Source organism: Stenotrophomonas maltophilia, from assembly GCF_002799155.1.
In the GTDB taxonomy this organism is placed as follows: Bacteria; Pseudomonadota; Gammaproteobacteria; order Xanthomonadales; family Xanthomonadaceae; genus Stenotrophomonas; species Stenotrophomonas maltophilia_R.
This window is the reverse complement of record NZ_NERD01000002.1, coordinates 2,154,551-2,177,719: the sequence shown is the minus strand read 5'-3', so window position 1 is coordinate 2,177,719 and position 23,169 is coordinate 2,154,551. Positions and strand designations below refer to the sequence as shown.

Below are 23,169 nucleotides of genomic sequence, written 5' to 3'. Positions count from 1 at the left end.
CGTGTCGCAGGATAGAGAGTCGCAGCTGTTGCGGCAGGCCACGGAGGCCGGCATGACCTCGTCCCGGGAACTGGCCAACTTCATGGCGCAGGCCGGGCACGAGTCCCGTGGCCTGAGCCGGCTCAATGAGAGTTTCAACTTCACCCGGGGTATCTCGCAGATCCCGGTGGAAGCGGCGTGGCGCAATGGCAATGGCGCGCTTGAGAGCGCCCGACAGGAAGCGCTGCGTGGGCGGCCGGAGAACCTGGCCGAACTGATGTATGGCGGCCGCATGGGCAACGATGCGCCCGGTGATGCGCTGAAGTATCACGGCCGTGGCTACCTGCCGCTGGTCGGCAAGGAGAATTACGAGCGTGCCGGCAAGGCGCTGGATCTGGACCTGGTGAATCAGCCGGAACTGGCCGCGCAGCCCGAGCACGCAGGCCGTATTGCCGTGTGGCAATGGCAGACGCGGGTGCCGGAAGCGGCGCGCGAGGATGTGCGGGAAGCCACGCGTGCCCTGAATGGCGCGCTCAACGGCATCGAAGCCCGCCAGCAGCGTTTTGACGTGTGGCAGCAGAAGCTGACCCCCGATGTGATGGCGCGCCTGGAACGTGGCGAAGTGGGGGCGCCAGCCCAGCAGGCAACCGAACGCGACATGTCGCAACCGGGCGAGCCGGGATACACACTGTTCTCGGGCGCGCGCCAGCACCTGCAGCAGATGGGGCCTCAGAGCGGGCTGCGCACTGGGCAGGAACTGGACAATGCCGCCGGCGCGTTGGCGCTGAGCGCGCAGAAGGCCGGGATGTCGCGTATCGATCATCTGCTGGCCGGCAATGACGGTCGCACGCTGTTTGCTGTACAGGGTGCGCTGGGCGATCCGGCCATGCTGCGCGCATCGGTCGATCGCGAACAGGCGGCGCAGCAGCCGCTGGCGCAGAGCAGCCAGCAGTTGGCCGCCAGCGTTGCGCAGCAGGACCCGGCGGCTGCGCTCGCCCGCGAGCAGGAGCAGCGTTCTCGATCCTTGTAGCACTTGATGCCGGCGGGCAGGGTGCCCGCAGGCACTTTACGCACGACGCGTGGCGCCCTGTGGCGCCGACATGGAAACCCACTCGTAAGGACACCTCATGCGAATCGTTCCCTCGAATGCCCGGCACGCCGCTACCCGCTGCAATGCATCCGTGCGCTGGCTGCTGTCACTTGGACTTGCCGCAGCGTCGGCACAGGCTCAGGAGGCAGCGGCACCTGTCGTGGAGACGCCCCCCGCTGCCGAGGCGACCGTTGACGCGACTGCAGAGGCGGCACCCGTTGCAGCGCCTGCGGCGACCGACGCCGTTGTCGCGGCGCCGGCTTCCGATGTACCCGCTGCCGCGCCATCCCCTGCAACAGCCGTGGTGGACGCGCAGCCGGAGCCCGCTGCAAATCCGACGCCCCCGCCCGTGACGGCCGCAGCGACGGCCCCTGTAGCTGCACCGCCTGCCGCCGTCGAGCCAGCCGCCCCTGCGGTAGCGCCCGCACCTCCCGCCTTGGCCATCGTGCCGTTGCCGCCCGAGCAGGCGACCGAGCGGGCACTTGGTGCCCGCTGCCCGGTGGATCTGGCCGGGCGGCTGGCGACCCAGGGCGACCTGCTGATCGGCGCCTGCCAGGGCACGATGCCGGCGCATCTGGCTGCGATGCTGGTCGCGCTGCCCGAGCAGGACATCCACCTGCCGCGCAGCTGGCGCGAGCGAGAGGTACAGCAGAAGGCCTGGTTCAAGGCCGTGCCGGGCTACGGCCAACGCCCGGACTTCATCGTGCGGATGGGCGACATCTGGGTGCGCTCGCTGGAAGGGCGCGACGCCGACATCAGGTTCTACCTGGTCTCAGCGCCGTTCACCTGCAGCGACCGGGTCGCCAACCGCGATGAGTACGGCGCGGAGCCGGTACGTGTGCCAGCGGGTGACTGCCGCGAGGCCTATGTGGCCCAGCGCGTGTACCAGGTGCGCGGGGACGCCGCGCCGAGGGATGTGACCACCGATGCCATGCCGGCCATGCCCCACGTGACCGAGGCCGATCGTGCGCGCCAGTTGTCGCGCGAGGGCCGGATCAGCCTGGACCACAGCAAGTTGCAGTACGGCCCCGCCATGCGCTGGTTCGTGCAGTACCCGGAGACGGCGCAGAAGAGCGGTCCGCGCGCCTACAGTGACTGGAGCCGCGAGCACATCGCGTTCGTGGTCTGGACCGGTGATCGCTTCGAGCTGCGCGAGAAGGTGGCGCGTGCGCAGTGGCCCTGTGATCCGGTGGCACCGGGCGATCGCGCCTGTGGTGGATTCCCGGATTCCGGGCCGGATCTGTTCGTGACCGCCAATGGGTCTGGAGCGGTCGCAGCCTCCAGCCCCTGAGGCGCGGTGTTGAGCTGGAGCGGGAGCCGGAATGACCGGCTCCCGTGCTGTCCGTCAGGCCTGCAGGCTGCGGGTCTGATTCTGCTGCTGCTCCAGCTGTTGGTCGCGTTCCAGCGCAAGACGCTGGCCTGCGGCCTGCTGGTCGATGCGCTGGCTGCTCTGTTCCAGCGGTGTATTCATCGCCACGGCGGTATCCACTGACACGCGAAGGTGGGCGGGGTCACCGCCCTGGCCCTGTACCGCAAAACTGCGCGAGGCATCGGCATTCATCACCACGTCGTCGATGCGCTTGCCGCCTGCTGCATGCATTTCGGCAGCCAGGCTGCCTGCCAGCTGTGTGCTCATCACGTCCGGCACGCGTCCGACGCGCACGTCCTGCGCGTGCACGCCGCGGATCGCATCGTTGAACAAGGGATTGCCAAGATGGTTGGCATCGTCCATGCGCAGCATGCTGGTGTGATGGCCGTTCTTCTCCGCTTCGCGGCGTGCCGGCTCACCGGGCTGCAGCGGGCCACGGATATGGTCGTACAGATCGACGGCGCCGCCCGGAATGCCGCGTGCCGCCCGGGTGACACCACGACGCAGTGATTCGACGTCGTCGCGGTACTCCTCGATCATCTTGGCGTTGTCTTTTGCCAGCTTCTGCGTTTCCGGGTGTTGCAGCACCGAGCCGTCACCGAGGAAGTTGCCCAGCTTGTGCGCGCCGAACGAGCTTCCCGCCGCGACGAGCGGGCTGTCCGGGATCAGGGCGCGCATCGGGTGATTGCTGAAGCCGTTTGCGGCGAGTGTCTTGATCTCATCCGGCTTGGCATAGATGCGCACCTGGCCGAAGTGCGGCGAGGCCGAGCTGACCGGATCGGAGGCCATGACGTGGTTGATCATGGTGTTGCCGCCTTCTGGGATGCGGTAGCTGAGGCTGACCGCGCCATAGGCGTTGAAGGTCTCGCCCTTGACGTTGAAGTGGTGCGAGGTGATCTGGGCCAGGGCGCCGCCGAGGGAGTGGCCGGTGACGGTGACCTGGGGGGCGGGTACACCGTTCAAGCGCGATTGAAGCGCGACGCCTTCAAGCGTCCTCTGTGTCAAGGCAATCGCGTCGGGCGCCTGCACGTTGGTGCGCGCAACCACCATGCCGCCATCGGTCAGAATCGCATCGCGAGCTATCTGCTCGGTGCCACGATGCGCAATGACGATCTCTTTGCTGTCTACGCGCTGATAGACGGTACCTTGATAGCCGTTGAGACGATTGTTGACATGCTCAAGCATCTTGTATTCATGGCCGTTTAACGTGACCTTCTCTTCCTGGCCGGGTTCACGTCGGCCGACGGCCCTATCCTTGTAGGCGTCATCAGATAACGCTGCGTAGTCCTGGGAGGTGATGGTCACGGCGCCACCTCACTTGCGGAGAGGGTGATCGTAAACAGCTTGTCCTGAAGATCAGGGGCGTAATTGCTGCGATCGGGCTCGCCGCTGGCGGGGAAATTCGGAACGCGATCTGCCTTCGGATAGACCAGATCCGGATAGTAGAGCGTATGCGCGCCACCTTCGGTCAGCGGCTTGGCGTCAACGAAGGTGAGGAAGCGGGTCTCTTCTTCAGCGCCCGTTGCCTTCAGCATTGCCCCGGCACCGGTGAACTCCCACTTGCACACGCCACGACCGTAGTAGTCTTCATCCAGCATGCGGTCCACATACAGCATGCCCCGGTACTCACCATCAGCGACCTTGCGCAGCTCCACTGGCTCCTGGCTGGTAATGCGAGCAGCCGTGCCGGTGGCTGGCTCGATGTGGCCGCACTGGTCTTCGTTAGTGACGTCGTACTGAGCCACGCCCTTGACCAGAGCGAAGTCGCCGGGTGCGTCCTTCAGGCGCAGCACCAGTTCATAGGCCTTGCGCGGGCTGGGGTTGAGCTTTGCGAGCCCGCGCCCTCCCTGGGCGACATCGGCTTCGGCAGCGGCACGTTCCTGGTTCATGGCGGTCTCCGGGTGGCAGGCGGTCAACAGAAGCAGAGCAAGGCACGGAATCATCTTGTGGCGCAATGTCGGCCTCCTTGGGGGTAGGGGGGGTGGAACTGGCAGCTCATGGCATGAGCTTCTGCACAGTGGTGGTGGTAGAGAACAGCGCGTCTCGCAGCTCTTCTTTGTAGGCTGAAGGATCTTCCTTGCCACTTGCAGGATAGTTGGCAGCAAGTTCGGCGCGAGGATAGGCAGCCTTCGGATAGTAGAGAGTCAACGGCGATTCGGCGTTCATGCGTTCCTTTCTGAAATACGTCAGGAATCGCGTATCCGCCTCTCCGTTCGTGGCGCGCAACATCGCACCAACACCCGTCAGCGACCAATGGCAGACGCCACGCCCGTAGTAGTCCTCGTCCTGCATACGGTCGAGGTAGAATGTGCCGCGGTATTCGTTCTCGCCGATCTTGCGCAGGATGACGGGCTCTTGGCTGGTGATGCGGCCCGCAGTGCCTGTTGCAGGCACGATCCGTCCACAGTCTGCGTAGTTGCTGGCGTCGTACTGGGCCACGCCCTCAACAATCGCGAACGGGCCCGGCGCGTCCTTCAGTGTCAGCACCAGCTCATAGGCCTGCTTCGGTGCCGGGTTGAGCTTGGCCAGACCGCGTCCACCCGCGGCGACATCACGCTCGGCATCGGCGTACGGCGAGCACGCCGCCAGCGGGAGGAGGGCGAGCACTGCCAGCAACGGCCGTCCCCTGTGTGCGCGGTGTTCTACACCCATGGCCCGATCCTGCATCGTGCGTCCGTGTCCATATATCCTTCCTGGGTGGCAGGTTTCTCGATTATGGAACGTGCCGGGAGGGCTGTGCCACCCCTCGAGACGGATTTTTGACGCATCCAGGGCGCTCCGCGCCGGCAGATCGCTTACCGCACAGGGCGTCCGATCGCCGCGTTGGCTCTGCTGCCGGACGCAGGTTCGTAACTGAATCCGTGACGGAAATCGATCATTCACATGTCCATCACTTCATCAAAGGTGTTGTCCTTGAACTGCACGATCCGCCCCGAAACCCGCGAAGACCACGCCGGCATCCATGCACTCACCGAGGCGGCCTTCCGTGAAGCCCCGCACAGCAGCCATACCGAGCAGTTCATCGTCGACGCGCTGCGTGCACGCGGAGAGCTGAGCATTTCGATGGTCGCCGAGCGCCAAGGGCAGGTGGTGGGCCACATTGCGCTGTCGCCGGTAACGATCAGCGATGGCAGCACCGGCTGGTTTGGCCTGGGGCCAATCTCGGTGCTGCCCGGATGGCAGGGACAGGGCATTGGCGCGGCGCTGATGCACGCGGCGCTCGACGCATTGCGTGGGCAGGACGCGCGCGGCTGCGTATTGCTGGGGGAGCCGGCGTATTACGGGCGGTTCGGATTCCGCGCCGAGCCGGGCCTGGTACTACCGGGTGTTCCGCCGGAGTACTTCCAGGCGCTGTGCCTGCGGCCGCCGATGGCGCAGGGCGAGGTGAGCTATTCCACGGCCTTTGAAGCCACCGCCTGAGAGTGCGGGAGGTCAGGGCGCACGCCAGACGGTGGGCTCGGGTTGCGGCTTGGGAATGCGGTAGCCGCCGATGTGTTCAAGCAGTTCATTGGTGCGGCGCTGCTCGGCCAACAGCTCTCGCAGCAGATTGCGCACCGCGAAGATCGCGAACGGCACCAGGATCCATATCAGGCTGATTCCCAGCGCAAACAGGGTCAGCAGGGCTCTGCCACCTTCCATGTAGGGCACTCCTCTTCGAAAGCAACCACGCTAGCACGCAGTTGCTGTCGAGGGATGTCAGCCGTTGTACCGTAGATGGATCAGGGGATACGGACGGCCCTGCGAATCAAGCGGTGAGCGGCCGGTTTCGACGAAGCCCATGCGGACGTAGAAGCCAACGGCCTGTGCGTTCTGTTCGTTGACGTCGGTACTCAGCTGCGGATGCAGGGCCAGTGCGTGCTGCAACAGCTGCCGGCCGATACCGGTACCGCGCACGTCCGGATCGATGAACAGCGCTTCCATGTGCGTGCCGTCGATCAGCATGAAGCCTACGGGCCGATCCTGCGCATCGACGGCAACGGTCATCGGCGCCTGCGGCAGGAAGCCAGCCACTTCGGCTTCGATGGCCTGGCGGTCATCGGTACTGAGGAAGTCGTGGGTGGCGTCGACGGCGCGACGCCAGAGGTCGACGAGGGCGGTGCCGTCGCTGGCGCGCGAGGGGCGCAGGGTGGTCATGGGGTCACCAAGGTGCTTGACAGGAACGCGCAGTATGAAGTGTCCCGACCGCGCCTGCAGAAGCGGATTCATCCGGTGTGGCGATGGCGGATGAACGGGCTGTAGGCTGTGGCCTCCGCGCGCAGCACCACGCCATCCTCGAAGTCCTCGCTGTCGTTGAAAAGCACGATCGGCCACTGCGTCCACTGAGCGAGCCGTTCCCGGTAGTTGCGTGCAGCCATGGCGAGCGCCTCGTCGTGCGCCTGCGCGCGCTCCGGTGCAAGCCCTGAACGCACGCCGTGCACCACATGCGGTTCCATCACCTCGAAGCCTACGTAGCGCAGGCTGTACATCAACGGCCACAGCAACAACCGGGTATCTCCCTCGCGGCCGTCGGCTGCGCAGGCCTGCGCCGATGATCCGGTGGTGACGCTCAGCAACGCGCGCTTGCCCCGCATCACGCCGTGCTCGTGGCGCTGGCGGCTGTTGTACATCGGCCCGTAGACCAGCACGCGGTCCAGCCAACCCTTGAGGATGGCCGGTGCCGCGAACCACCACAGCGGGAACTGCAGGATCAGCAGGTCGGTGGCCTGCAGCAGCTGCAGATGGCGCTGCACCTCGGCGGGCAACTGGTCGTGTTCGGCGCTGTAGCGTTGTTCGCGCTGGGCATCGAAGCGCTCGGGCTGCAGGCGCCGTGGATGGTGCCAGGCCGCTTCCAGCGGATCGAAGCCCTCTGCATACAGGTCGACCATGTCCACCTGCAGATGGTCGTGCCGCAGCTGCTCGGCGGCCTGCGTGGCCAGATGGGCGTTGAACGAGCGGGGTTCCGGATGGGCAAGCAGGATCAGGGCGCGCATGGGGCGAGGCGTTGGCGGAGTGTGCGACCATCCTCGCGATGCCGGGGTGCCCCGGCAATTACGCACCTTGAGGTAACCATGGCCTATCCGGGCGATGTCTATGCCGCCGATTGCTCGGCACGCGATGCGCTTGCGCTGATCTCCGGCAAGTGGGTGATGCTGCTGTTGCCAGCGTTGGCGCAGGGCCCGCAACGCAACGGCGCACTGCTGCGGAAGATCGAAGGGATCTCGCAGAAAGTGTTGACCCAGACCCTGCGGCAGCTGGAGCGCAACGGCCTGGTCGAGCGTTGCGATCTGGGCAGCAAGCCGCTGCATGTCGAGTACCGGTTGACCGAGGTTGCGCGCAGTCTGGTGGACACCCTGAACGCGCTGGACCGTTGGGCCGAGCACAACTTCCCGGCACTGGACGCTGCCCGCGAACGCTTCGACGCGCGCTAGCGGAACCTGCACGGCCGTAGGCGTACAATGCGGCCCCGGCGGCCATCCTGGCCCTGTATATACGCGAGAACCGCCATGACCGATGCCCTGGGTGTGCCGGTGCACGACGCCGATGAACATTGGATGCGCCATGCGCTGGCGCTGGCCGAGCGTGCGCAGCGCGAGTTCGATGAAATTCCGGTGGGAGCGGTGCTGGTCGGCGCTGATGGCCAGCTGCTGGGTGAGGGCTGGAACCTCAACATCGCTTCGCACGACCCCAGCGCGCATGCCGAGATCGTGGCAATGCGTGCCGGTGGCAAGCTGCTGGCCAACCACCGGCTGCTGGGCAGTACCCTGTACGTGACCCTGGAACCGTGCGCGATGTGCGCGATGGCGATCGTGCATGCACGCGTTGCCCGTCTGGTCTACGGCGCCAGCGACCCCAAGACCGGGGCCTGCGGCAGCGTGTTCGACCTGCTCGGCGATGCTCGCCACAACCACCGCGTCGAGATTCACGGCGGGGTGCTGGCCAAGGAGGCCAGCATGCGCCTGACCAACTATTTCCGTGCCAAGCGTGGCAAGCCGCCGCTGCTGCTGGAAGACCATGCAGGCAAGGCCTGAGGGGCGAACGGGTATGATGGGCGCCTCTTTTCATCATCGGTGGGCCGCGCGCCTGCCCAGCAACGAGGCGACACATGGCGGACAACGGCGCGGCCAACGAGCGACTGATCTGGATCGACCTGGAAATGACCGGGTTGGATACCGACAACGATTCGATCATCGAGATCGCCACCGTGGTCACCGATGCCCAGCTCAATGTGCTGGCGGAAGGGCCGGAATTCGCCATCCACCACCCGCTGGAAACGCTGGAAGCGATGGATGAGTGGAACCGCAACCAGCACCGCCGTTCGGGCCTGTGGCAGCGCGTGGTGGACAGCACCACCACCCTGGGCCAGGCCGAGGCGCAGACGGTGAACTTCCTGGCGCAGTGGATCCCGGCTGGCCTGTCGCCGATGTGCGGTAACTCCATCTGCCAGGACCGCCGCTTCCTGCATCGCCAGATGCCGCGCCTGGAGAAGTACTTCCACTATCGCAACCTGGACGTGTCCACGGTGAAGGAGCTGGCCAAGCGCTGGGCGCCGAACGTGGCCGCCGGTGTTGGCAAGAACAGCAACCACACCGCGCTGAGCGACGTGCACGATTCGATCGCCGAGCTGCGCCACTACCGCCAGTTCATGGGCGCGCTGTCCGGGCTTTCGACACCCTGACCGGTCGTGCCGGCCGCTGGCTGGCAATTCCAGGGCTTTCGTGAGGTCCAACAGGTTGCCGGCCAGCGGCCGGCACTACGCTTCGTTCAACTCCCTGGCGCTAAGATCGGCGCCATGAACGAGCCCATCCTGCTGCCCCGCGACATTGCCCACGACGCCCGCGACTGGTCCGACCTGCAGCGGGCGGTGACCCTGCTGGAAGCCCCGACCCTGACCGCACGCATGGCCAACCTGGTCGGCACGCCGCTGGAATTCGCGGTGAAGGCGCTGCCCAGTTCGGTCTCCAACCGCATCCATGGCGCGGTGCAGGCGGCGCTGTCCAAGTCGGCGCAGGCGGCGCTGTGGAGCATGGACAACACGCCCGGCAAAGGGGCTTCCACGCGCTGGCACAAGGTGGCGGCAGCCACCTCGGGTGCGGTGGGCGGGGCCTTCGGTTTCGCGGCACTATTCATCGAGCTGCCGGTGTCGACCACCATCATGATGCGCGCGGTGGCCGATGTGGCCCGCAGCGAGGGCTTCGACCTGTCCGAGTTCAGCACCCGCCAGGCCTGCCTGGAGGTGTTCGCGCTAGGGGGTAACTCACCGCGCGATGATGCCAGCGAGACCGGCTATTACCTGGCCCGTGGCTTTACCACCGATGTGATGCGCCATCTGTCGGCCGAACTGGCCGGGCGGGTGGTGACCGGCCGCGACCTGACCCTGGGCGTGGCACCGAAGGAGGCTGGCAAGCTGCTGGCGAAGATGGTGGAAAAGGTGGCGGCGCGCTTCGGCGTGGTGGTCACCGAGAAGTTCGCGGCACAAGCGGTGCCGATCGTCGGCGCGGCTGCCGGTGCGACACTCAATACCATGTTCACCGATTACTACCAGGACATGGCGCGCGGCCACTTCATCGTGCGCCGGCTGGAGTTGAAGTACGGGGAAGATGTGGTGCGCAGCTGCTATGACCGCGTGGCACACGGCGCGGTGAAGATCGAGCCGACTCTGTAACCGGCTTTGGGGTCAGAGCCCTTTGCGTTGCAAAGGGATCCGACCCCGGTTGCGCGTGGGGTCGGATCCTCTTCCGCAGGCAGGGGCTCTGACCCCTGGTCACGCCATCCTTGCCTCGGGGGAACAATTGTTTTGCCAGCGCATGCCTGTTGCGTGGCAGCCGGCATCCCCATCCTTTGCGGCACTCCCCCCCGCAAGAGATTGCCGCCATGATGTTCACTCCTCATCGCCTGGGTGCACTGACGCTGCCCAACCGCGTCGTAATGCCGCCGATGACCCGCTCGCGCTCCTCGGCCGGTAATGTGCCCACTGCCGAAATGGCCGCCTACTACGCGCAGCGCGCCAGTGCCGGCCTGATCGTCAGCGAAGGTACCCAGATCAGCCCGCAGGGCCAGGGCTATGCCTGGACCCCGGGCATCCACAGCCCGGAACAGGTGCAGGGCTGGCGCCGGGTGACCGATGCTGTGCACGCTGCCGGCGGTCGCATCTACGCCCAGCTGTGGCACGTGGGCCGGGTCTCGCATGTGGCCCTGCAGCCCGGTGGTGCCGCGCCGGTGTCGTCGTCGGCGTTGCTGGCCGAAGGCGTGAAGGTGTTTGTCGACCCGACCGGCGCAGGCCCGGAAGCGGGCGTGGGTGAGATGATCCAGCACTCGATGCCGCGTGCGCTGACCGAAGGCGAGATTCCGGGCGTCGTCGCCGACTACGCCCAGGCTGCACGCAATGCGCTGGAGGCCGGCTTCGACGGCGTAGAACTACATGGCGCCAACGGTTACCTGATCAACCAGTTCATCGACTCGCAGGCCAACCAGCGCACCGACGCCTATGGCGGCTCACTGCAGAACCGTCTGCGCTTCCTGCGCGAGGTTGTGCAGGCGGTGATCGCGGTGGCCGGCGGTGATCGCGTGGGCGTGCGTCTGGCGCCGTTGACGACGCTGCAGGGCGCGGTCGACGATACGCCGCAGGCGACCTATCTGGCGGCTGCCCACCTTCTGGGTGAGCTGGGTGTGGGCTATCTGCACATTGCCGAAGCCGACTGGGACGATGCGCCGCTGATGCCGGTGGCGTTCAAGCAGGCGCTGCGCATGGTCTACCCGGGTACCCTGATCTACGCCGGCAAGTACACCGCCGAGCGCGCCGAGCAGGCACTGGCCGAAGGCTGGGCCGACCTGATCGGCTTCGGCCGCCCGTTCATCGCCAACCCGGATCTGCCTGAGCGCCTGCGTCTGGGGGCGGAATTGAACCTGCCGGATCGGGCGACGTTCTTTGGCGGTGGCGCGGTCGGATTCATCGATTACCCGACGCTGGAAGAGAGCGTCGCGGCCTGATCCGGGACGAGTGGGTGCCGACCGATGGTCGGCACTCCCGATCAGGGCTTGTCGCGTACCAGGGCATCGGCCTCGACCACGCCGCCATCCTTGCCGTGCAGGTACAGGTGCATGTCCTGCTGCGGATACGGAATGTTGATGCCGGCCTTGTCGAAGCCCAGCTTGAGCTGCTCCAGCAGCGTGACCTTGGTGCCGAACCAGTCGGCCGACTTCACGTAGCAGCGGATGCCAAGATTGATCGCGTGCGCCCCCAGCTCGTAGACGACCACGTCCGGTGCTGGTGCCTGCAGCACGCGCGGGTCGGCCTTCATCAGCGCCAGCGCCGTGTCGCGTGCCAGCTGGATGTTGTCTTCGTAACCGATGCCGATCACCAGTTCGACGCGGCGGGTCGGCTCGGCGGTGAGGTTGATGATCGGTGCGGCGGTGATCAGCGTGTTGGGAATGGTGGTGTGCTGGTTGTCGGCACCGGTGATGACGGTCTGGAAGATGCGCACTTCGCGCACCGTGCCGGTCTGGCCGGCCACGGTCACCACGTCGCCCACGCGGAACGGGCGCAGCGTCACCAGCATCACGCCCGACGCGATGTTGGACAGCGAATCCTTCAGGGCAAGGCCAACTGCCAGGCCAGCGGTACCGAGCACGGCCAGCAGCGGGGTGATCTGCACACCCAGCGTGCCGATCGCCAGCACCACTACGATCACCAGCGACGCGGCGTACACCACGTTGCGCAGGAAACTGCCCAGCATCGGGTCCACGCCCATGCGCGCGGTGGCGCGCGGCATTGCGTTGGACAGGCGTCGCGCCAGCCACATGCCGACCAGCAGCACCACGATCGCGGCCAGCAACGGCACACCGTAAGTTTCCAGCAGGCGCTCCCAGTCGAGCGAATGGAACCAGGGCGTTGCGGTGGGGGCGGGTGCTGCGGCGGCGATCATGCGGAAATCCTTTGCTGCGGGGGAAGTCTGCGCGGGGCAGGGCGTACGTGGACGCCAGAAACAGCAAGCCCCGCAGAGGCGGGGCTTGCGTGCAGCAGCAGTATGGGCCGACGCCGATGAACACGGCGTCAGCCTGTGGCCATCACGGCATCAGCCGTTGGCCTTCAGCTTGGCCAGGCGCAGCCAGGTATCGACCACGGTGTCCGGATTCAGCGACACCGACTCGATGCCTTCCTCCATCAGCCATTCGGCCAGATCCGGGTGATCGGACGGGCCCTGGCCGCAGATGCCGACGTACTTGCCCTTCGCACGTGCTGCCTTGATCGCCATCGACAGCAGCTTCTTCACTGCCGGGTTACGCTCGTCGAACAGGTGCGCGACGATCGACGAGTCGCGGTCCAGGCCCAGGCTCAGCTGGGTCAGGTCGTTGGAGCCGATCGAGAAGCCGTCGAAGATCTCCAGGAATTCATCGGCGAGCAGTGCGTTGGACGGCACTTCGCACATCATGATGATCTTCAGACCGTTCTCGCCCTGCTTCAGGCCGTTCTGTTCCAGCACCTCGATGACCTTGCGGCCTTCTTCCAGGGTGCGCACGAACGGGATCATGACCCACAGGTTGTCCAGGCCCATTTCGTTGCGCACGCGCAGCACGGCCTTGCACTCCAGCGCGAAGGCGGCCGAGAAGCTCGGGTCGACGTAACGGCTGGCGCCGCGGAAGCCGATCATCGGGTTCTCTTCGTGCGGCTCGTAGTTGCTGCCGCCGATAAGGTTGGCGTACTCGTTGGACTTGAAGTCCGACAGGCGCACGATCACGGCGTTCGGGGCGACCGAGGCGGTGAGGGTGGCGATGCCTTCGGCCAGGCGGTCCACGTAGAAGCTGACCGGATCACCATAGCCGGCGATCTTCTCGTCGATCTTCTTCTTCGTCGCTGCGTCCTGGCGGTCGTACTCCAGCAGCGCGTTCGGGTGGATGCCGATGTGGCTGGCAATGATCATTTCCAGGCGGGCCAGGCCGATGCCGGCGTTCGGCAGCTGGCCGAAGTCGAAGGCACGTTCCGGGTTGGCCACGTTCATCATGATCTTCAGCGGTGCCGGCGGCATGTTGCCCAGATCGGTGGTGGTGCGCTCGAAGCCGAGCTTGCCTTCGTAGATGAAGCCGGTATCGCCTTCAGCGCAGCTGACGGTGACCAGCTGGCCATCTTCGATCACCTTGGTGGCATTGCCCGAACCGACCACGGCCGGCACGCCCAGCTCGCGCGCGATGATCGCGGCGTGGCAGGTACGGCCGCCACGGTTGGTGACGATGGCCGAAGCGCGCTTCATCACCGGCTCCCAATCGGGATCGGTCATGTCGGCGATCAGCACGTCGCCCGGCTGCACGCGGTTCATGTCGTCCAGCGTCTTCACCACGCGGGCCACGCCCGAGCCGATCTTGGCACCAACGGCGCGGCCTTCGGCCAGCACGTTGCCGCCCTTTTCGGTCAGCGCGAAGCGCTCGATCTGGGTGGCGTGGCTGCGCGACTTCACCGTCTCCGGGCGCGCCTGCACGATGAACAGCTTGCCGCTGACACCGTCCTTGGCCCACTCGATGTCCATCGGGCGGCCGTAGTGCTTTTCGATGACCAGCGCCTGCTTGGACAGTTCCTGCACGTCCTCGTCGCTGATCGAGAAGGTGTTGCGCAGTTCGACCGGGGTGTCCTCGATCCTGACGCGCTCACCCGGAACATCCGAATACACCATGCGGATGGCCTTGCTGCCGAGCGAGCGGCGCAGGATCGCCGGCTTGCCGGCCTGCAGGGTGGGCTTGTAGACGTAGTACTCGTCCGGGTTGACCGCGCCCTGCACGACCATTTCGCCCAGGCCGAACGAAGAGGTGACGAACACGACGTCGCGGAAGCCGGATTCGGTGTCCAAGGTGAACAGCACGCCGGAGGAGCCGACGCCCGAACGCACCATCAGCTGCACGCCGGCGGACAGGAACACGTCTTCATGCTTGAAGCCGTGGTGCACGCGGTAGGCGATGGCGCGGTCGTTGTACAGCGAGGCGAACACTTCCTTGACCTTGTGCACGACGTCGTCGGCACCGGTGACGTTGAGGAAGGTTTCCTGCTGGCCGGCGAAAGACGCATCCGGCAGATCCTCGGCGGTGGCCGAGGAACGCACGGCCACGGCCACGTCGCCGCCGCCATTGTCGGCGCTCAGCTTGGCGTAGGCGCTGCGGATGTCCTGGTCCAGCTGCGGCTGCAGCGGCGCATCGATCACCCAGGTGCGGATTTCCTTGCCGGCGGCGGTCAGCGCGTTGACGTCCTCGACGTCCAGCGTGGCCAGCTTGTCGAAGATGCGCTTGGACAGATCGTTGTGCGCGATGAAGTCCTTGAAGGCTTCAGCGGTGGTGGCATAACCGCCCGGCACCGAAACGCCCAGACCGGCGAGGTTGCCGATCATCTCGCCCAGCGACGAATTCTTGCCGCCTACGCGGGCCAGATCGGCCAGACGCAGTTCGTGCAACCACAGGATGTTCTCGTTCAAGCGCGATGCTCCGTTTGGCCATCGCCCGAGGCGGGCTGAATGGCCGCGTCCGTAGGAAGAAGCCGATATGATGCCGGGCAGACCACCGTCGGCACAAGCTTGTGCTGGCGGCCTTTTTAAGCTTCGTAGGGGGTAAAAGCGCGCATGTCGACCATCCGTCCGGTGTTCTACGTTTCCGATGGAACCGGTATCACCGCTGAAACCATTGGGCATAGCCTGCTGACCCAGTTCTCCGGGTTCAGCTTCATTACCGACCGCATGTCGTTTGTCGACGACCCCGAAAAGGCGCGTGAAGCCTGTGCCCGGATCCAGGCGGCAGGGGAGCGGTACCAGGTCCGGCCAATCGTGGTGAACTCCTGCGTGGACCAGAGCCTGAGCCTGATCCTGGCCGACAGCGGGGCGCTGATGCTGGATGTGTTCGCGCCGTTCATCGAGCCGCTGGAGCGTGAACTGGCCAGCCCGCGCCTGGCCCGGGTCGGCCAGGCCCACGGCATGGTCGATTTCGACACCTACCACCGCCGCATCAACGCGATGAACTTCGCCCTGACCCATGACGACGGCATCGCGGTGAACTACGACGATGCCGACGTGATCCTGGTGGCGGTGTCGCGCGCCGGCAAGACGCCCACCTGCATCTACCTGGCCCTGCATTACGGGGTACGCGCGGCCAACTACCCGCTGACCGACGAAGACCTGGAAAGCGACCGCCTGCCGCCGCGCCTGCGCAACTACCGGCGCAAGCTGTTCGGCCTGACCATCGACCCCGACCGCCTGCAGCAGATCCGCCAGGAGCGCCGTCCGAACTCGCGCTACGCCAACCTGGACACCTGCAAGCGCGAGGTGGCCGCGGCCGAGACCATGTTCCGCATGGAGCGGATCCCGACCCTGAGCACTACGCATACCTCGATCGAGGAGATTTCCAGCAAGGTGCTGGCCACGCTGGGGCTGCAGCGCGAGCTGTATTGATCCGTCGCCGCGACCCACGGGCGTGGCCTACCTGTGTGGCGGGCATTACGCCTCCTCCGCGGTGGGTATCGGCCGTTGGTCGACACCGAGTCCCTTTGGTCAGGGCGATCCCGCCCCCACGTTGAAGCACCAACGTGTAGGATCGACCCATGGCCCAAGCCTCGCCCCGCACCGAACGCATTCCCCGCCTGAGCCGGTTGAGCTGGCTCATGGGCCTGTACGCGGAAAACTACCGCCACCTGGTGCGCCTGTTCGAACCGGCCGGACTGGTGGCGGGCAGCTACATTTCCTCGATCGGCGACGGCCTGGACGTACGCCTGGACGTGATCGAGTGCCACCGCTACACGGTGGAACTGCGCCTGACCTACGACCTGGCCGACCCGGTCACCGGTGAACCGGATCCGTCGGCCTACGTGCGCCTGTATCGTGATGCGCGCCAGGCGGAGACCACGCACTGCTACGTCGGTCGCCGCTGGCAGGACACCATGGGCCTGTACCCCCCGCCGGCGGAGCTGATCAGCCACCGCATGCGGATGAACACCTTCCTCGGCAAATGGCTGGAATACCTGGCCGAACGCGGCCACGGCGTCGCCACCCTGCGCCGCGATCCCGATGGCGCCGCTGCGCCTGCCGAACGCCGCCTGTCGCTGGTGCGCTGATCGGCCATAATCCACGGCTGACCTGCCGCTGGATGCTGCCCCATGCCGTACACCCCGATCGTCGCCACCCTGGGCTATGTGCTGTCGCCTGATCGTCGCCAGGTGCTGATGATCCACCGCAATACCCGCCCTGGTGACCACCACCTGGGCAAGTACAACGGACTGGGCGGCAAGATCGAAGCGGACGAGGACGTGGCGGCCAGCATGCGCCGCGAGATCGCCGAGGAGGCCGGCATCCACTGCACCGACATGCACCTGCGCGGCACCATCAGCTGGCCGGGCTTCGGCAAGCATGGCGAGGACTGGCTGGGCTTCGTCTTCGTCATCGACGGATTCGAGGGCACCCCGCATGGCGGCAACCACGAGGGCACGCTGGAGTGGGTGGACCTGGACAAGCTGGACACGCTGCCGATGTGGGAGGGCGACCGCAACTTCCTGCCGCTGGTGTTCGACGCCGACCCGCGCCCGTTCCACGGCGTGATGCCGTACAAGGACGGTCGCATGGTCAGCTGGTCCTACAGCCGGCTGTGACCCGACGAATCGGTGGATGCCGACCTTTCGGGTGGGTGCCAACCTTGGTTGGCACGCTCTTCTGGCTGGTTAATACCCGGGCAATATTGACTCTCGCAAATTACCCGGGCAATATTCCCGCATCGCCTCCGATGCCATTGCCATGCCTGCGTCCCGACTTCCTCCCTTCAGCTGTTTCGACGGCCATCGCCTGGTCGCTTCCGGTACCCCGGAAGTTGCTGCGCTGGCGTTGAAACAGCTACGTGCCGATAACGCCACCGGTCCGCTGCTGGTGTTCGACAACGCCAGCGGCCGAACCCGCGATTTCGACACGCGCGGCAGCGACGCAGAACTGCTGGCGCGGGTGGCCGAGTCGCTTCCCGCCGTGGAGGCGGAGGCGGATGTCACTGCCGAAGGGGCGCCCGCAACCCCGCGTGGCCGCGGCCGCCCCAAGCTGGGCGTGGTCGCCCGCGAAGTGACGCTGTTGCCGCGCCATTGGGCGTGGCTGGCCGAACAGCCGGGTGGGGCCTCGGTGGTGCTGCGCAGGCTGGTGGAAGCGGCCAGCCGTGCCGGTGCTGACGAGGACCGGCAGCGCCGTCATAGCGAGCGTGCCTATCACTTCCTGCAGGCCATCGCCGGTGACCTGCCGGGCTTCGAGGAGGCCATCCGCGTGCTGTTCGCGCACGATCGCGCGGGCCTGGAGGCGGCACTGCATTCCTGGCCCTTGGACGTGCGTGAGCACGCCCTGCGCCTGGCCTTCGAAGACGCTGGCGGCTGAGCCATCGCGCCGTTGCTGAGCGACGGCGTCATCTGATTGCGGGCCGCGGCCCGCTTCCCCTGTGCTTGCTTTGCTGGCGGAAACGCCGGGCAGGGCGGCGCCTTGCCCAGAGAATCCCATGAGCCCCGCCGTACATCCGATATCCCCGGCGGCACCCCCGCTGTGGCGCGCTTACCTGACGCTGCTGCTGCCGATGCTGCTGACCAATGCGCTGCAGCTGGCCGCAGGCACGCTGGACAACATCTATCTTGGCCACCTGCTTGGCACACAGGCGGTGGCTGCAGCCGCCGCGTTCTTCCCGGTCTTCTTCCTGTTGCTGGCCCTGGTGATGGGCCTGGCCACGGGCGCAATGGTGTTGATCGGCCAAGCCTGGGGTGCGGGCCGCCCGCAGCAGGCACGCGCGGTGGCTGGCAGCGCGGTGGCGCTGATCCTGCTGTTATCGGTGCTGGTGATGGCCCTGGGCGGCGGTTTCGCGCCACAGCTGCTGGCGGCGCTGGGCACGCCGGCAGCGGTCCTCAGTGAGTCCATTGTCTATGCACGCGTGCTGCTGTTGGCGGCCCCCGCGTTCTTCCTGCTATGGCTGGCCACCGCCGTGAGCCGTGCAGTGGGCGATGCGACGTCGCCGTTGCATGCGCTGCTGCTGGCCACGGCGGTCGGCCTGCTGTGCACGCCGCTGCTGATCCTGGGCGGGGCGGGCGCGCCGCAGCTGGGTTCGGCCAGTGCGGCCGTATCCGCGGCGTTCGCGTCGCTGCTGGCACTGGTCTGGTTGCTGTGGCGTTGGGAACGGCTGGGACATCCGTTGGCGCCGGGCCGTGACCTGCTGCGCGCCATCCGTTTCGATGGCGCGATCATCCGCGCGATGCTCCGCATTGGCGTGCCGTCTTCGTTGCAGATGCTCAGCCTGGCCATTGCCGAGATCGTGTTGCTGGGCTGGATCAACCGCTACGGATACACGGCCACGGCCGCCTACGGTGCGGTCAACCAGTTGATGAGCTGGGTGCAGCTGCCGGCGATGTCACTGGGGATCACCGCCACCATCCTCGCGGCGCATGCGATGGGCGCGGGGCGTACGGAACGGCTGTTCTCCATCGCCCGCACCGGCGTGCTGCTTGGACTGGCGATACTGAGCGCGGTGGTGCTGCTGGTGATGGCGCTGGCACCCTGGCTGACTGGGCTGATCCTGGTGGCGACCGAAGCGCGCGAACTGGCCACGCTGCAGTTGCGCACAGTGGCGTGGGGCGTGCTGGCGATGGGAGGCAGCACCGTGCTGGTCGGGGTGATGCGTGGCAGCGGAACGGTTTTGCTGCCCGCGTTGCTGGGCATGGCGGCAGTACTGCTGCTGGAGCTGCCGCTGGCGATGTGCTTGCAGGCGCGGCATGGGCTGGCGGGCGTGTGGTGGGCGTGGCCGCTGGGGTTGCTGGCGATGCTGGTGATGCAGGTGTTCTGTTTCGCGCGTTGGCGGCGACGGGTGCAAGGCGGGTAATGCCGGCCGCTGGCCGGCAACCCGGAACGGTCGGGGCAGCCGGCCAGCGGCCGGCTCTACCACTTCAGCGCCGCTGTGCCAGCAGCAGGTGAAAGTGTTTTTCGCGGGTCTGGCCGTCATTGCCGCTCGCGGTTTCGCGGTGGCTGCGCCAAGCCGAGACGCGGAAGCCGGATACCCGCAGGGCCAGCTCCACCGCGTCCAGCTCATGCAGCTGGAAGTCGGCAGCGAACGGCAGGCTGCGCATGAAGGCAGCATCGCCGAAGGCCAGGCACAGGCGGCCGCCCCGGTGCAGTACCCGCGCCAGTTCGTCCAGCACCGGTGCCAGGTTCGGCCAGAAGTACAGGGTATTGACTGCCAGCGCCGCATCCATCGAGGCATCGCTGACTGGCAGGAGGTGGGCATCGCCATGGCGCATCGCGGCACGGTCGGCCAGCCCGCCGGCGGCCAGGCGCTGATTGCCGGCCTCGACCATGGCAAAGGACAGTTCGATCCCCAGATACTGGCTGTCGGCGGCCTGCAGAAGCTCGGGTGCGAAGGCGGCGTTGCCCGGACCGATCTCCAGGATGCGTTCGCCAGCCGACACCGCCAGCAGGCTGATCGCCGCGCGGTTGAGCGCGCCGTTGCTGCGATTCATTGAATCGGCCACCGCCAGTGCGGCGTCGCCGTGGGGCTGCCGCAGCTGCGCGGCCAGGGAGGAGGCATCCAGCATCGTCATCGTCGTCCGTCGGTGGGTTTCGGACGTGGCGGCGGCGGGCCCGCCGGTGACCATAGCGCCGACTCTGCGGCTTGGGAAGTAGGGAAACCCCGCGGAAGGGTGATGAGGAAATGTCCACCGTCGCAGTCGGTGAGATCTGGTTGTCCACAGGGGGTGTGGATTACGCGTGGGCAACTTTGTGGATAAGCCGCGACAGGCGCCACCCCCCTAGGCTGTCAAGATGGGTGGCGAAAAATTCACCGCCGGTGAGGATGGGTGAGGGAGCGGTGAAGGGTGGATCCTGTCGGCGCTGTCGCCAGCGGCGGCGCTCGCGGTAATCTGTGGGCCTTGATGCTCCGTGAGACCCCATGAAACGTCACTTCTCGATGCTGCGCGAATTCCAGCTGGCCGACTGGTTCACCCTGGCCAATGCTTTCTGCGGCACCGGTGCGGTGTTCGCCGCGATGCGCTTCCTGCAGGACGGCGAGCGCGGGTACCTGCTGTTCGGCATGGCGCTGATCCCGCTGGCCTTCATCTTCGACGCCCTGGACGGGCACATCGCGCGCTGGCGCAAGTCCAGCTCCACCCTGGGCCGCGAGCTCGACTCGCTGTCCGACGTGATCTCCTTCGGCGTGGCGCCGGCAGCGCTGGCGTACGCTTGTGGCATGCAGGGCGGCTGGGATTGGCTGGTGCTGAGCTACTTCGTCTGCTGTGGTGTCAGCCGCCTGGCGCGCTACAACGTCACCGCCGAGGCGCTGGCCGGCGACGAGGGCAAGGTCAAGTATTTCGAGGGCACCCCGATCCCGACCAGCCTGGTGCTGGTGATCGTGCTGGCGATCGCCGCCGGCACCGATGCCATCGGCCAGAACATCTGGTTTGGCCAGTGGCAGATCGGCCCGTGGCAGCTGCATCCGATGGTGTTGTTGTTCGCCCTGTCCGGGTCGCTGATGATCAGCAAGACCCTGCGTATCCCCAAGCCATGAGCCAGCCCTGCGGAGGCCTGCGATGACCAGCTCGGCCCACGATGCCGGCAGCAGCGATTTCGAAACCCTGGCCCGGCAGTACTTCGGCGCTTGGGGCGATGCCCTGCGCCATGCGAACACGCCCGGTGCGCCGGCTGGCGATGACCCGGGCAGCTGGAAACGGCTGTTCGACTGGTGGGGCCAGCTGCTGCCCGAACAGGGGCCGGGCGCGCCGGAAGATGCCGTGCGCCGGTTCCGCGAACAGGCGGGCAGCTGGTACGGCACCATGCAGGAAGTCGCTGCACGGTTTGCCGGCCGCGACGCCAGCAGTGCCGAGGTGGCCCAGGCGTGGCGTGAGGCGGTGCAGGGGCAGGGTGACGGCATGCTGCAATGGATGCTGCAGGGCGCCCGCGGCAGCACCCACGCCGGCGCCGCGGTACCGGAATTCGCGGCTTGGCTGCAGCAGTTCCAGCTGCAGGCCGGCCCGTGGTTGCAGAGCCCGGCATTCGGCCCCGGCCGCGAGCACCAGGCGCGCTGGCAGGCCCTGCTGCGTGCGCAGGAGGAATACCAGCAGCATTCGCGCGCGTACGTCGATCAGATCAAGCAGGCGCTGGACGAGGCCTTCGCGCTGTTCGAGCAACGCCTGGCCGAGCACGAGCAGCCGGGCAGCCAGTTGACCAGCGCCCGCGCGATGTTCGACCTGTGGATCGAAGCAGCCGAGGAGGCTTACGCCAAGGTCGCCATGTCCGAGCCGTTCCAGCAGGTGTATGCCTCGCTGGGCAACGCGCAGATGCGCCTGCGCGCCGGCCTGCAGCGCGAGGTGGAACAGATGAGTGAACGGATCGGCCTGCCGACCCGCAGCGAGATGGACGCCGCACACCGCCGCATCGCCGAGCTGGAGCGCAGCCTGCGCCGCCTGCAGGCGCAGGTGGTGGCCATGGCCGGTACGGGCAAAGTCGATCCGGTGGCACAGCCCGCACCGGCGAAGGTGAAGCCGGCCGCGCGCAGGGCCACGAAGAAGACGGCGCCGGCAAAGCCTGCAAAACAGGCCGCAACGAAGAAGACACCTGCGAAAAAAGCGTCTGCGAAGAAGGCCGCGCCTCGCACTTCCACTCGGGCGCGTGACCGATGAAGGGGCCGCTGGGCTTCAACGCCGATGACCTGATGCAGGAAACCCTGGCCATGCAGCGCAAGCTGATGGAAGGGCTGAAGCTGCTGCCGCAGGTGGAAGACGTGGACTATGGCGTGACCGCCCGCGAGGAAGTCTGGCGCGACGGCAAGGTCGTGTTGTACCGCTTCGTCGGCGAGCAGGCACCGGCCCGGCGCACGCCGCTGCTGATCGTCTACGCACTGGTCAACCGGCCGTATATGGTCGACCTGCAGGCCGACCGTTCGCTGGTGCAGAAGCTGCTGGCGCTGGGCCAGGATGTCTACGTGCTGGACTGGGGTTACCCGGACCGTTCCGAACGCTTCCAGACCCTGGAGGACTACCTGCTGCGTTACATCGATGGCGCAGTGGACGCGCTGCGCGCGCGCAGTGGCGGCCTGGTCGACCTGCTTGGCATCTGCCAGGGGGGGGTGTTTGCCCTGTGCTACGCCGCACTGCGCCGGCAGAAGCTGGGCAAGCTGATCACCATGGTCACCCCGGTCGATTTCCAGACCGCCGACAACATGCTCTCGCACTGGGCGCGGCAGGTGGACGTGGACCTGCTGGTCGACACGCTGGGCAACATCCCGGCTGACCTGATGAATGCCAGCTACCTGATGCTCAAGCCATTCCGCCTGAACGTGCAGAAGTACGTGGGCCTGCTCGACATCCTCGATGACAAGGCGGCGCTGGAGGATTTCCTGCGGATGGAGAAGTGGATCTTCGATTCGCCGGACCTGGCGGGCGAGGCGTTCCGTGACTTCATCAAGCAGTTCTACCAAGGCAACGGGTTGGTGAACGGCACGGTGCGGATCGGCGAGGAAGCTGTGGATCTGTCGCAGGTGACGCTGCCGGTGCTGAACATCTACGCCGAGCAGGACCATCTGGTGCCGCCGGATGCCTCGCGCGCGATGCGCGGGCGCCTGGGCACCGAGGACTACACCGAGTCCAGTTTCCGTGGCGGGCATATTGGTATCTATGTGTCTGGTCGTGCCCAGCGGGAAGTGCCGGCGACGATCAATGACTGGCTGAAGGCGCGTGACGCGTGAAGCCCGCTTCGATTTCTGTAGCGTCGAGCCATGCTCGACTGCATGGAGAATG

The 23,169-nt window shown here is 66.5% G+C and carries 25 protein-coding genes; 16 read left to right on the top strand and 9 right to left on the bottom strand.

Features of this window, described 5'->3' with window-relative positions:
- Nucleotide 1: 1 nt before the first annotated feature.
- Together B9Y82_RS10695 and B9Y82_RS10690 are read left to right on the top strand one after the other, a co-directional pair.
- Nucleotides 2-1,009 carry an XVIPCD domain-containing protein gene (locus B9Y82_RS10695; RefSeq protein ID WP_100473209.1) on the top strand — a complete coding sequence of 336 codons (1,008 nt, stop codon included), beginning with the start codon at nucleotides 2-4 and terminating at the stop codon, nucleotides 1,007-1,009.
- Nucleotides 1,010-1,106: 97 nt separating this feature from the next.
- Nucleotides 1,107-2,360, top strand: a complete 1,254-nt coding sequence (locus B9Y82_RS10690) for a hypothetical protein (RefSeq protein WP_428993174.1) — start codon at nucleotides 1,107-1,109, stop codon at nucleotides 2,358-2,360.
- Nucleotides 2,361-2,414: 54 nt separating this feature from the next.
- Here the strand turns inward: B9Y82_RS10690 and B9Y82_RS10685 are convergent, their stop codons facing one another.
- Genes B9Y82_RS10685 through B9Y82_RS10675 form a run of 3 tightly spaced genes read right to left on the bottom strand, consistent with a single transcriptional unit; the run spans nucleotide 2,415 to nucleotide 5,090 of the window.
- A complete protein-coding gene (locus tag B9Y82_RS10685) occupies nucleotides 2,415-3,743 on the bottom strand; it encodes an XVIPCD domain-containing protein (protein ID WP_100473207.1) in 1,329 nt (442 codons plus the stop codon).
- Nucleotides 3,740-4,393 (bottom strand): hypothetical protein, encoded by a 654-nt coding sequence (locus tag B9Y82_RS10680; RefSeq protein ID WP_100473206.1) that lies wholly within the window; start codon nucleotides 4,391-4,393, stop codon nucleotides 3,740-3,742. Before B9Y82_RS10680 ends, B9Y82_RS10685 begins: the two co-directional genes overlap by 4 nt.
- 40 nt (nucleotides 4,394-4,433) lie before the next feature.
- A complete protein-coding gene (locus B9Y82_RS10675) occupies nucleotides 4,434-5,090 on the bottom strand; it encodes a hypothetical protein (protein WP_238381589.1) in 657 nt (218 codons plus the stop codon).
- Nucleotides 5,091-5,351: 261 nt separating this feature from the next.
- Between B9Y82_RS10675 and B9Y82_RS10670 the strand changes: the two genes are divergently transcribed.
- Nucleotides 5,352-5,858, top strand: a complete 507-nt coding sequence (locus B9Y82_RS10670) for a GNAT family N-acetyltransferase (RefSeq protein WP_100473204.1) — start codon at nucleotides 5,352-5,354, stop codon at nucleotides 5,856-5,858.
- 12 nt (nucleotides 5,859-5,870) lie between these two features.
- On the opposite strand, the gene B9Y82_RS10665 is transcribed toward B9Y82_RS10670, so the two are convergent.
- From B9Y82_RS10665 to B9Y82_RS10655, 3 genes are all read right to left on the bottom strand, one after another.
- Complete coding sequence (locus B9Y82_RS10665; RefSeq protein ID WP_087922941.1) at nucleotides 5,871-6,077, bottom strand: hypothetical protein; 207 nt, start codon at nucleotides 6,075-6,077, stop codon at nucleotides 5,871-5,873.
- Between the two features lie 57 nt (nucleotides 6,078-6,134).
- Complete coding sequence (locus B9Y82_RS10660; protein ID WP_100473203.1) at nucleotides 6,135-6,572, bottom strand: acetyltransferase; 438 nt, start codon at nucleotides 6,570-6,572, stop codon at nucleotides 6,135-6,137.
- Between the two features lie 68 nt (nucleotides 6,573-6,640).
- Nucleotides 6,641-7,408 carry an NAD(P)H-dependent oxidoreductase gene (locus B9Y82_RS10655; RefSeq protein WP_100473202.1) on the bottom strand — a complete coding sequence of 256 codons (768 nt, stop codon included), beginning with the start codon at nucleotides 7,406-7,408 and terminating at the stop codon, nucleotides 6,641-6,643.
- Between the two features lie 78 nt (nucleotides 7,409-7,486).
- Between B9Y82_RS10655 and B9Y82_RS10650 the strand changes: the two genes are divergently transcribed.
- From B9Y82_RS10650 to B9Y82_RS10630, 5 genes are all read left to right on the top strand, one after another.
- Nucleotides 7,487-7,846, top strand: a complete 360-nt coding sequence (locus B9Y82_RS10650; RefSeq protein WP_100473201.1) for a winged helix-turn-helix transcriptional regulator — start codon at nucleotides 7,487-7,489, stop codon at nucleotides 7,844-7,846.
- 75 nt (nucleotides 7,847-7,921) lie between these two features.
- The gene (gene tadA / locus B9Y82_RS10645) at nucleotides 7,922-8,446 is read left to right on the top strand and encodes a tRNA adenosine(34) deaminase TadA (protein ID WP_100473200.1); all 525 of its coding nucleotides are present in this window, start codon (nucleotides 7,922-7,924) and stop codon (nucleotides 8,444-8,446) included.
- A 74-nt stretch (nucleotides 8,447-8,520) separates the two neighbouring features.
- The gene (gene orn / locus B9Y82_RS10640) at nucleotides 8,521-9,093 is read left to right on the top strand and encodes an oligoribonuclease (RefSeq protein WP_100473199.1); all 573 of its coding nucleotides are present in this window, start codon (nucleotides 8,521-8,523) and stop codon (nucleotides 9,091-9,093) included.
- Nucleotides 9,094-9,207: 114 nt separating this feature from the next.
- Complete coding sequence (locus B9Y82_RS10635; RefSeq protein ID WP_100473198.1) at nucleotides 9,208-10,080, top strand: EcsC family protein; 873 nt, start codon at nucleotides 9,208-9,210, stop codon at nucleotides 10,078-10,080.
- 209 nt (nucleotides 10,081-10,289) lie between these two features.
- A complete protein-coding gene (locus B9Y82_RS10630; RefSeq protein ID WP_100473197.1) occupies nucleotides 10,290-11,405 on the top strand; it encodes an alkene reductase in 1,116 nt (371 codons plus the stop codon).
- Between the two features lie 41 nt (nucleotides 11,406-11,446).
- Here the strand turns inward: B9Y82_RS10630 and B9Y82_RS10625 are convergent, their stop codons facing one another.
- Nucleotides 11,447-12,340, bottom strand: coding sequence for a mechanosensitive ion channel family protein (locus tag B9Y82_RS10625; protein ID WP_049422444.1), 894 nt, complete (start codon nucleotides 12,338-12,340; stop codon nucleotides 11,447-11,449).
- A 150-nt stretch (nucleotides 12,341-12,490) separates the two neighbouring features.
- A complete protein-coding gene (ppsA, locus tag B9Y82_RS10620) occupies nucleotides 12,491-14,869 on the bottom strand; it encodes a phosphoenolpyruvate synthase (protein WP_100473196.1) in 2,379 nt (792 codons plus the stop codon).
- Between the two features lie 144 nt (nucleotides 14,870-15,013).
- On the opposite strand from ppsA, the gene ppsR reads away from it, so the two are divergent.
- The 5 genes from ppsR (at nucleotide 15,014) to B9Y82_RS10595 (ending at nucleotide 19,265) form a co-directional block, all read left to right on the top strand.
- Nucleotides 15,014-15,835, top strand: coding sequence for a posphoenolpyruvate synthetase regulatory kinase/phosphorylase PpsR (ppsR, locus tag B9Y82_RS10615; protein ID WP_005417170.1), 822 nt, complete (start codon nucleotides 15,014-15,016; stop codon nucleotides 15,833-15,835).
- 149 nt (nucleotides 15,836-15,984) lie between these two features.
- Complete coding sequence (locus B9Y82_RS10610) at nucleotides 15,985-16,494, top strand: DUF1249 domain-containing protein (protein WP_100473195.1); 510 nt, start codon at nucleotides 15,985-15,987, stop codon at nucleotides 16,492-16,494.
- 42 nt (nucleotides 16,495-16,536) lie between these two features.
- A complete protein-coding gene (locus tag B9Y82_RS10605; RefSeq protein WP_075677609.1) occupies nucleotides 16,537-17,025 on the top strand; it encodes an NUDIX hydrolase in 489 nt (162 codons plus the stop codon).
- Nucleotides 17,026-17,167: 142 nt separating this feature from the next.
- On the top strand, nucleotides 17,168-17,782 hold the full coding sequence (locus B9Y82_RS10600) for a DUF2239 family protein (RefSeq protein WP_100473194.1): 615 nt from the start codon (nucleotides 17,168-17,170) through the stop codon (nucleotides 17,780-17,782).
- Between the two features lie 118 nt (nucleotides 17,783-17,900).
- Nucleotides 17,901-19,265, top strand: coding sequence for an MATE family efflux transporter (locus B9Y82_RS10595; protein WP_100473193.1), 1,365 nt, complete (start codon nucleotides 17,901-17,903; stop codon nucleotides 19,263-19,265).
- A gap of 64 nt (nucleotides 19,266-19,329) precedes the next feature.
- Here the strand turns inward: B9Y82_RS10595 and B9Y82_RS10590 are convergent, their stop codons facing one another.
- The gene (locus B9Y82_RS10590; RefSeq protein ID WP_100473192.1) at nucleotides 19,330-19,980 is read right to left on the bottom strand and encodes a class I SAM-dependent methyltransferase; all 651 of its coding nucleotides are present in this window, start codon (nucleotides 19,978-19,980) and stop codon (nucleotides 19,330-19,332) included.
- A gap of 347 nt (nucleotides 19,981-20,327) precedes the next feature.
- On the opposite strand from B9Y82_RS10590, the gene B9Y82_RS10585 reads away from it, so the two are divergent.
- The 3 genes from B9Y82_RS10585 to phaC are packed head-to-tail and all read left to right on the top strand — an operon-like array spanning nucleotide 20,328 to nucleotide 23,117.
- Entirely contained in the window at nucleotides 20,328-20,942 is a 615-nt protein-coding gene (locus B9Y82_RS10585) for a CDP-alcohol phosphatidyltransferase family protein (RefSeq protein WP_100473191.1), read from the top strand.
- A gap of 22 nt (nucleotides 20,943-20,964) precedes the next feature.
- A complete protein-coding gene (phaE, locus tag B9Y82_RS10580; RefSeq protein ID WP_100473190.1) occupies nucleotides 20,965-22,053 on the top strand; it encodes a class III poly(R)-hydroxyalkanoic acid synthase subunit PhaE in 1,089 nt (362 codons plus the stop codon).
- Complete coding sequence (gene phaC / locus B9Y82_RS10575; protein ID WP_100473189.1) at nucleotides 22,050-23,117, top strand: class III poly(R)-hydroxyalkanoic acid synthase subunit PhaC; 1,068 nt, start codon at nucleotides 22,050-22,052, stop codon at nucleotides 23,115-23,117. Before phaE ends, phaC begins: the two co-directional genes overlap by 4 nt.
- Nucleotides 23,118-23,169 lie beyond the last annotated feature (52 nt).

Coding starts and splice junctions, on each gene's coding strand:
- B9Y82_RS10690 (WP_428993174.1), top strand. CDS start 1,107: ATGCGAATCGTTCCCTCGAATGCCCGGCACGCCGCTACCCGCTGCAAT.
- B9Y82_RS10675 (WP_238381589.1), bottom strand. CDS start 5,090: ATGGGTGTAGAACACCGCGCACACAGGGGACGGCCGTTGCTGGCAGTG.
- B9Y82_RS10665 (WP_087922941.1), bottom strand. CDS start 6,077: ATGGAAGGTGGCAGAGCCCTGCTGACCCTGTTTGCGCTGGGAATCAGC.
- B9Y82_RS10660 (WP_100473203.1), bottom strand. CDS start 6,572: ATGACCACCCTGCGCCCCTCGCGCGCCAGCGACGGCACCGCCCTCGTC.
- B9Y82_RS10655 (WP_100473202.1), bottom strand. CDS start 7,408: ATGCGCGCCCTGATCCTGCTTGCCCATCCGGAACCCCGCTCGTTCAAC.
- B9Y82_RS10650 (WP_100473201.1), top strand. CDS start 7,487: ATGGCCTATCCGGGCGATGTCTATGCCGCCGATTGCTCGGCACGCGAT.
- tadA (WP_100473200.1), top strand. CDS start 7,922: ATGACCGATGCCCTGGGTGTGCCGGTGCACGACGCCGATGAACATTGG.
- orn (WP_100473199.1), top strand. CDS start 8,521: ATGGCGGACAACGGCGCGGCCAACGAGCGACTGATCTGGATCGACCTG.
- B9Y82_RS10635 (WP_100473198.1), top strand. CDS start 9,208: ATGAACGAGCCCATCCTGCTGCCCCGCGACATTGCCCACGACGCCCGC.
- B9Y82_RS10630 (WP_100473197.1), top strand. CDS start 10,290: ATGATGTTCACTCCTCATCGCCTGGGTGCACTGACGCTGCCCAACCGC.
- B9Y82_RS10625 (WP_049422444.1), bottom strand. CDS start 12,340: ATGATCGCCGCCGCAGCACCCGCCCCCACCGCAACGCCCTGGTTCCAT.
- ppsR (WP_005417170.1), top strand. CDS start 15,014: ATGTCGACCATCCGTCCGGTGTTCTACGTTTCCGATGGAACCGGTATC.
- B9Y82_RS10610 (WP_100473195.1), top strand. CDS start 15,985: ATGGCCCAAGCCTCGCCCCGCACCGAACGCATTCCCCGCCTGAGCCGG.
- B9Y82_RS10605 (WP_075677609.1), top strand. CDS start 16,537: ATGCCGTACACCCCGATCGTCGCCACCCTGGGCTATGTGCTGTCGCCT.
- B9Y82_RS10600 (WP_100473194.1), top strand. CDS start 17,168: ATGCCTGCGTCCCGACTTCCTCCCTTCAGCTGTTTCGACGGCCATCGC.
- B9Y82_RS10595 (WP_100473193.1), top strand. CDS start 17,901: ATGAGCCCCGCCGTACATCCGATATCCCCGGCGGCACCCCCGCTGTGG.
- B9Y82_RS10590 (WP_100473192.1), bottom strand. CDS start 19,980: ATGACGATGCTGGATGCCTCCTCCCTGGCCGCGCAGCTGCGGCAGCCC.
- B9Y82_RS10585 (WP_100473191.1), top strand. CDS start 20,328: ATGAAACGTCACTTCTCGATGCTGCGCGAATTCCAGCTGGCCGACTGG.
- phaE (WP_100473190.1), top strand. CDS start 20,965: ATGACCAGCTCGGCCCACGATGCCGGCAGCAGCGATTTCGAAACCCTG.
- phaC (WP_100473189.1), top strand. CDS start 22,050: ATGAAGGGGCCGCTGGGCTTCAACGCCGATGACCTGATGCAGGAAACC.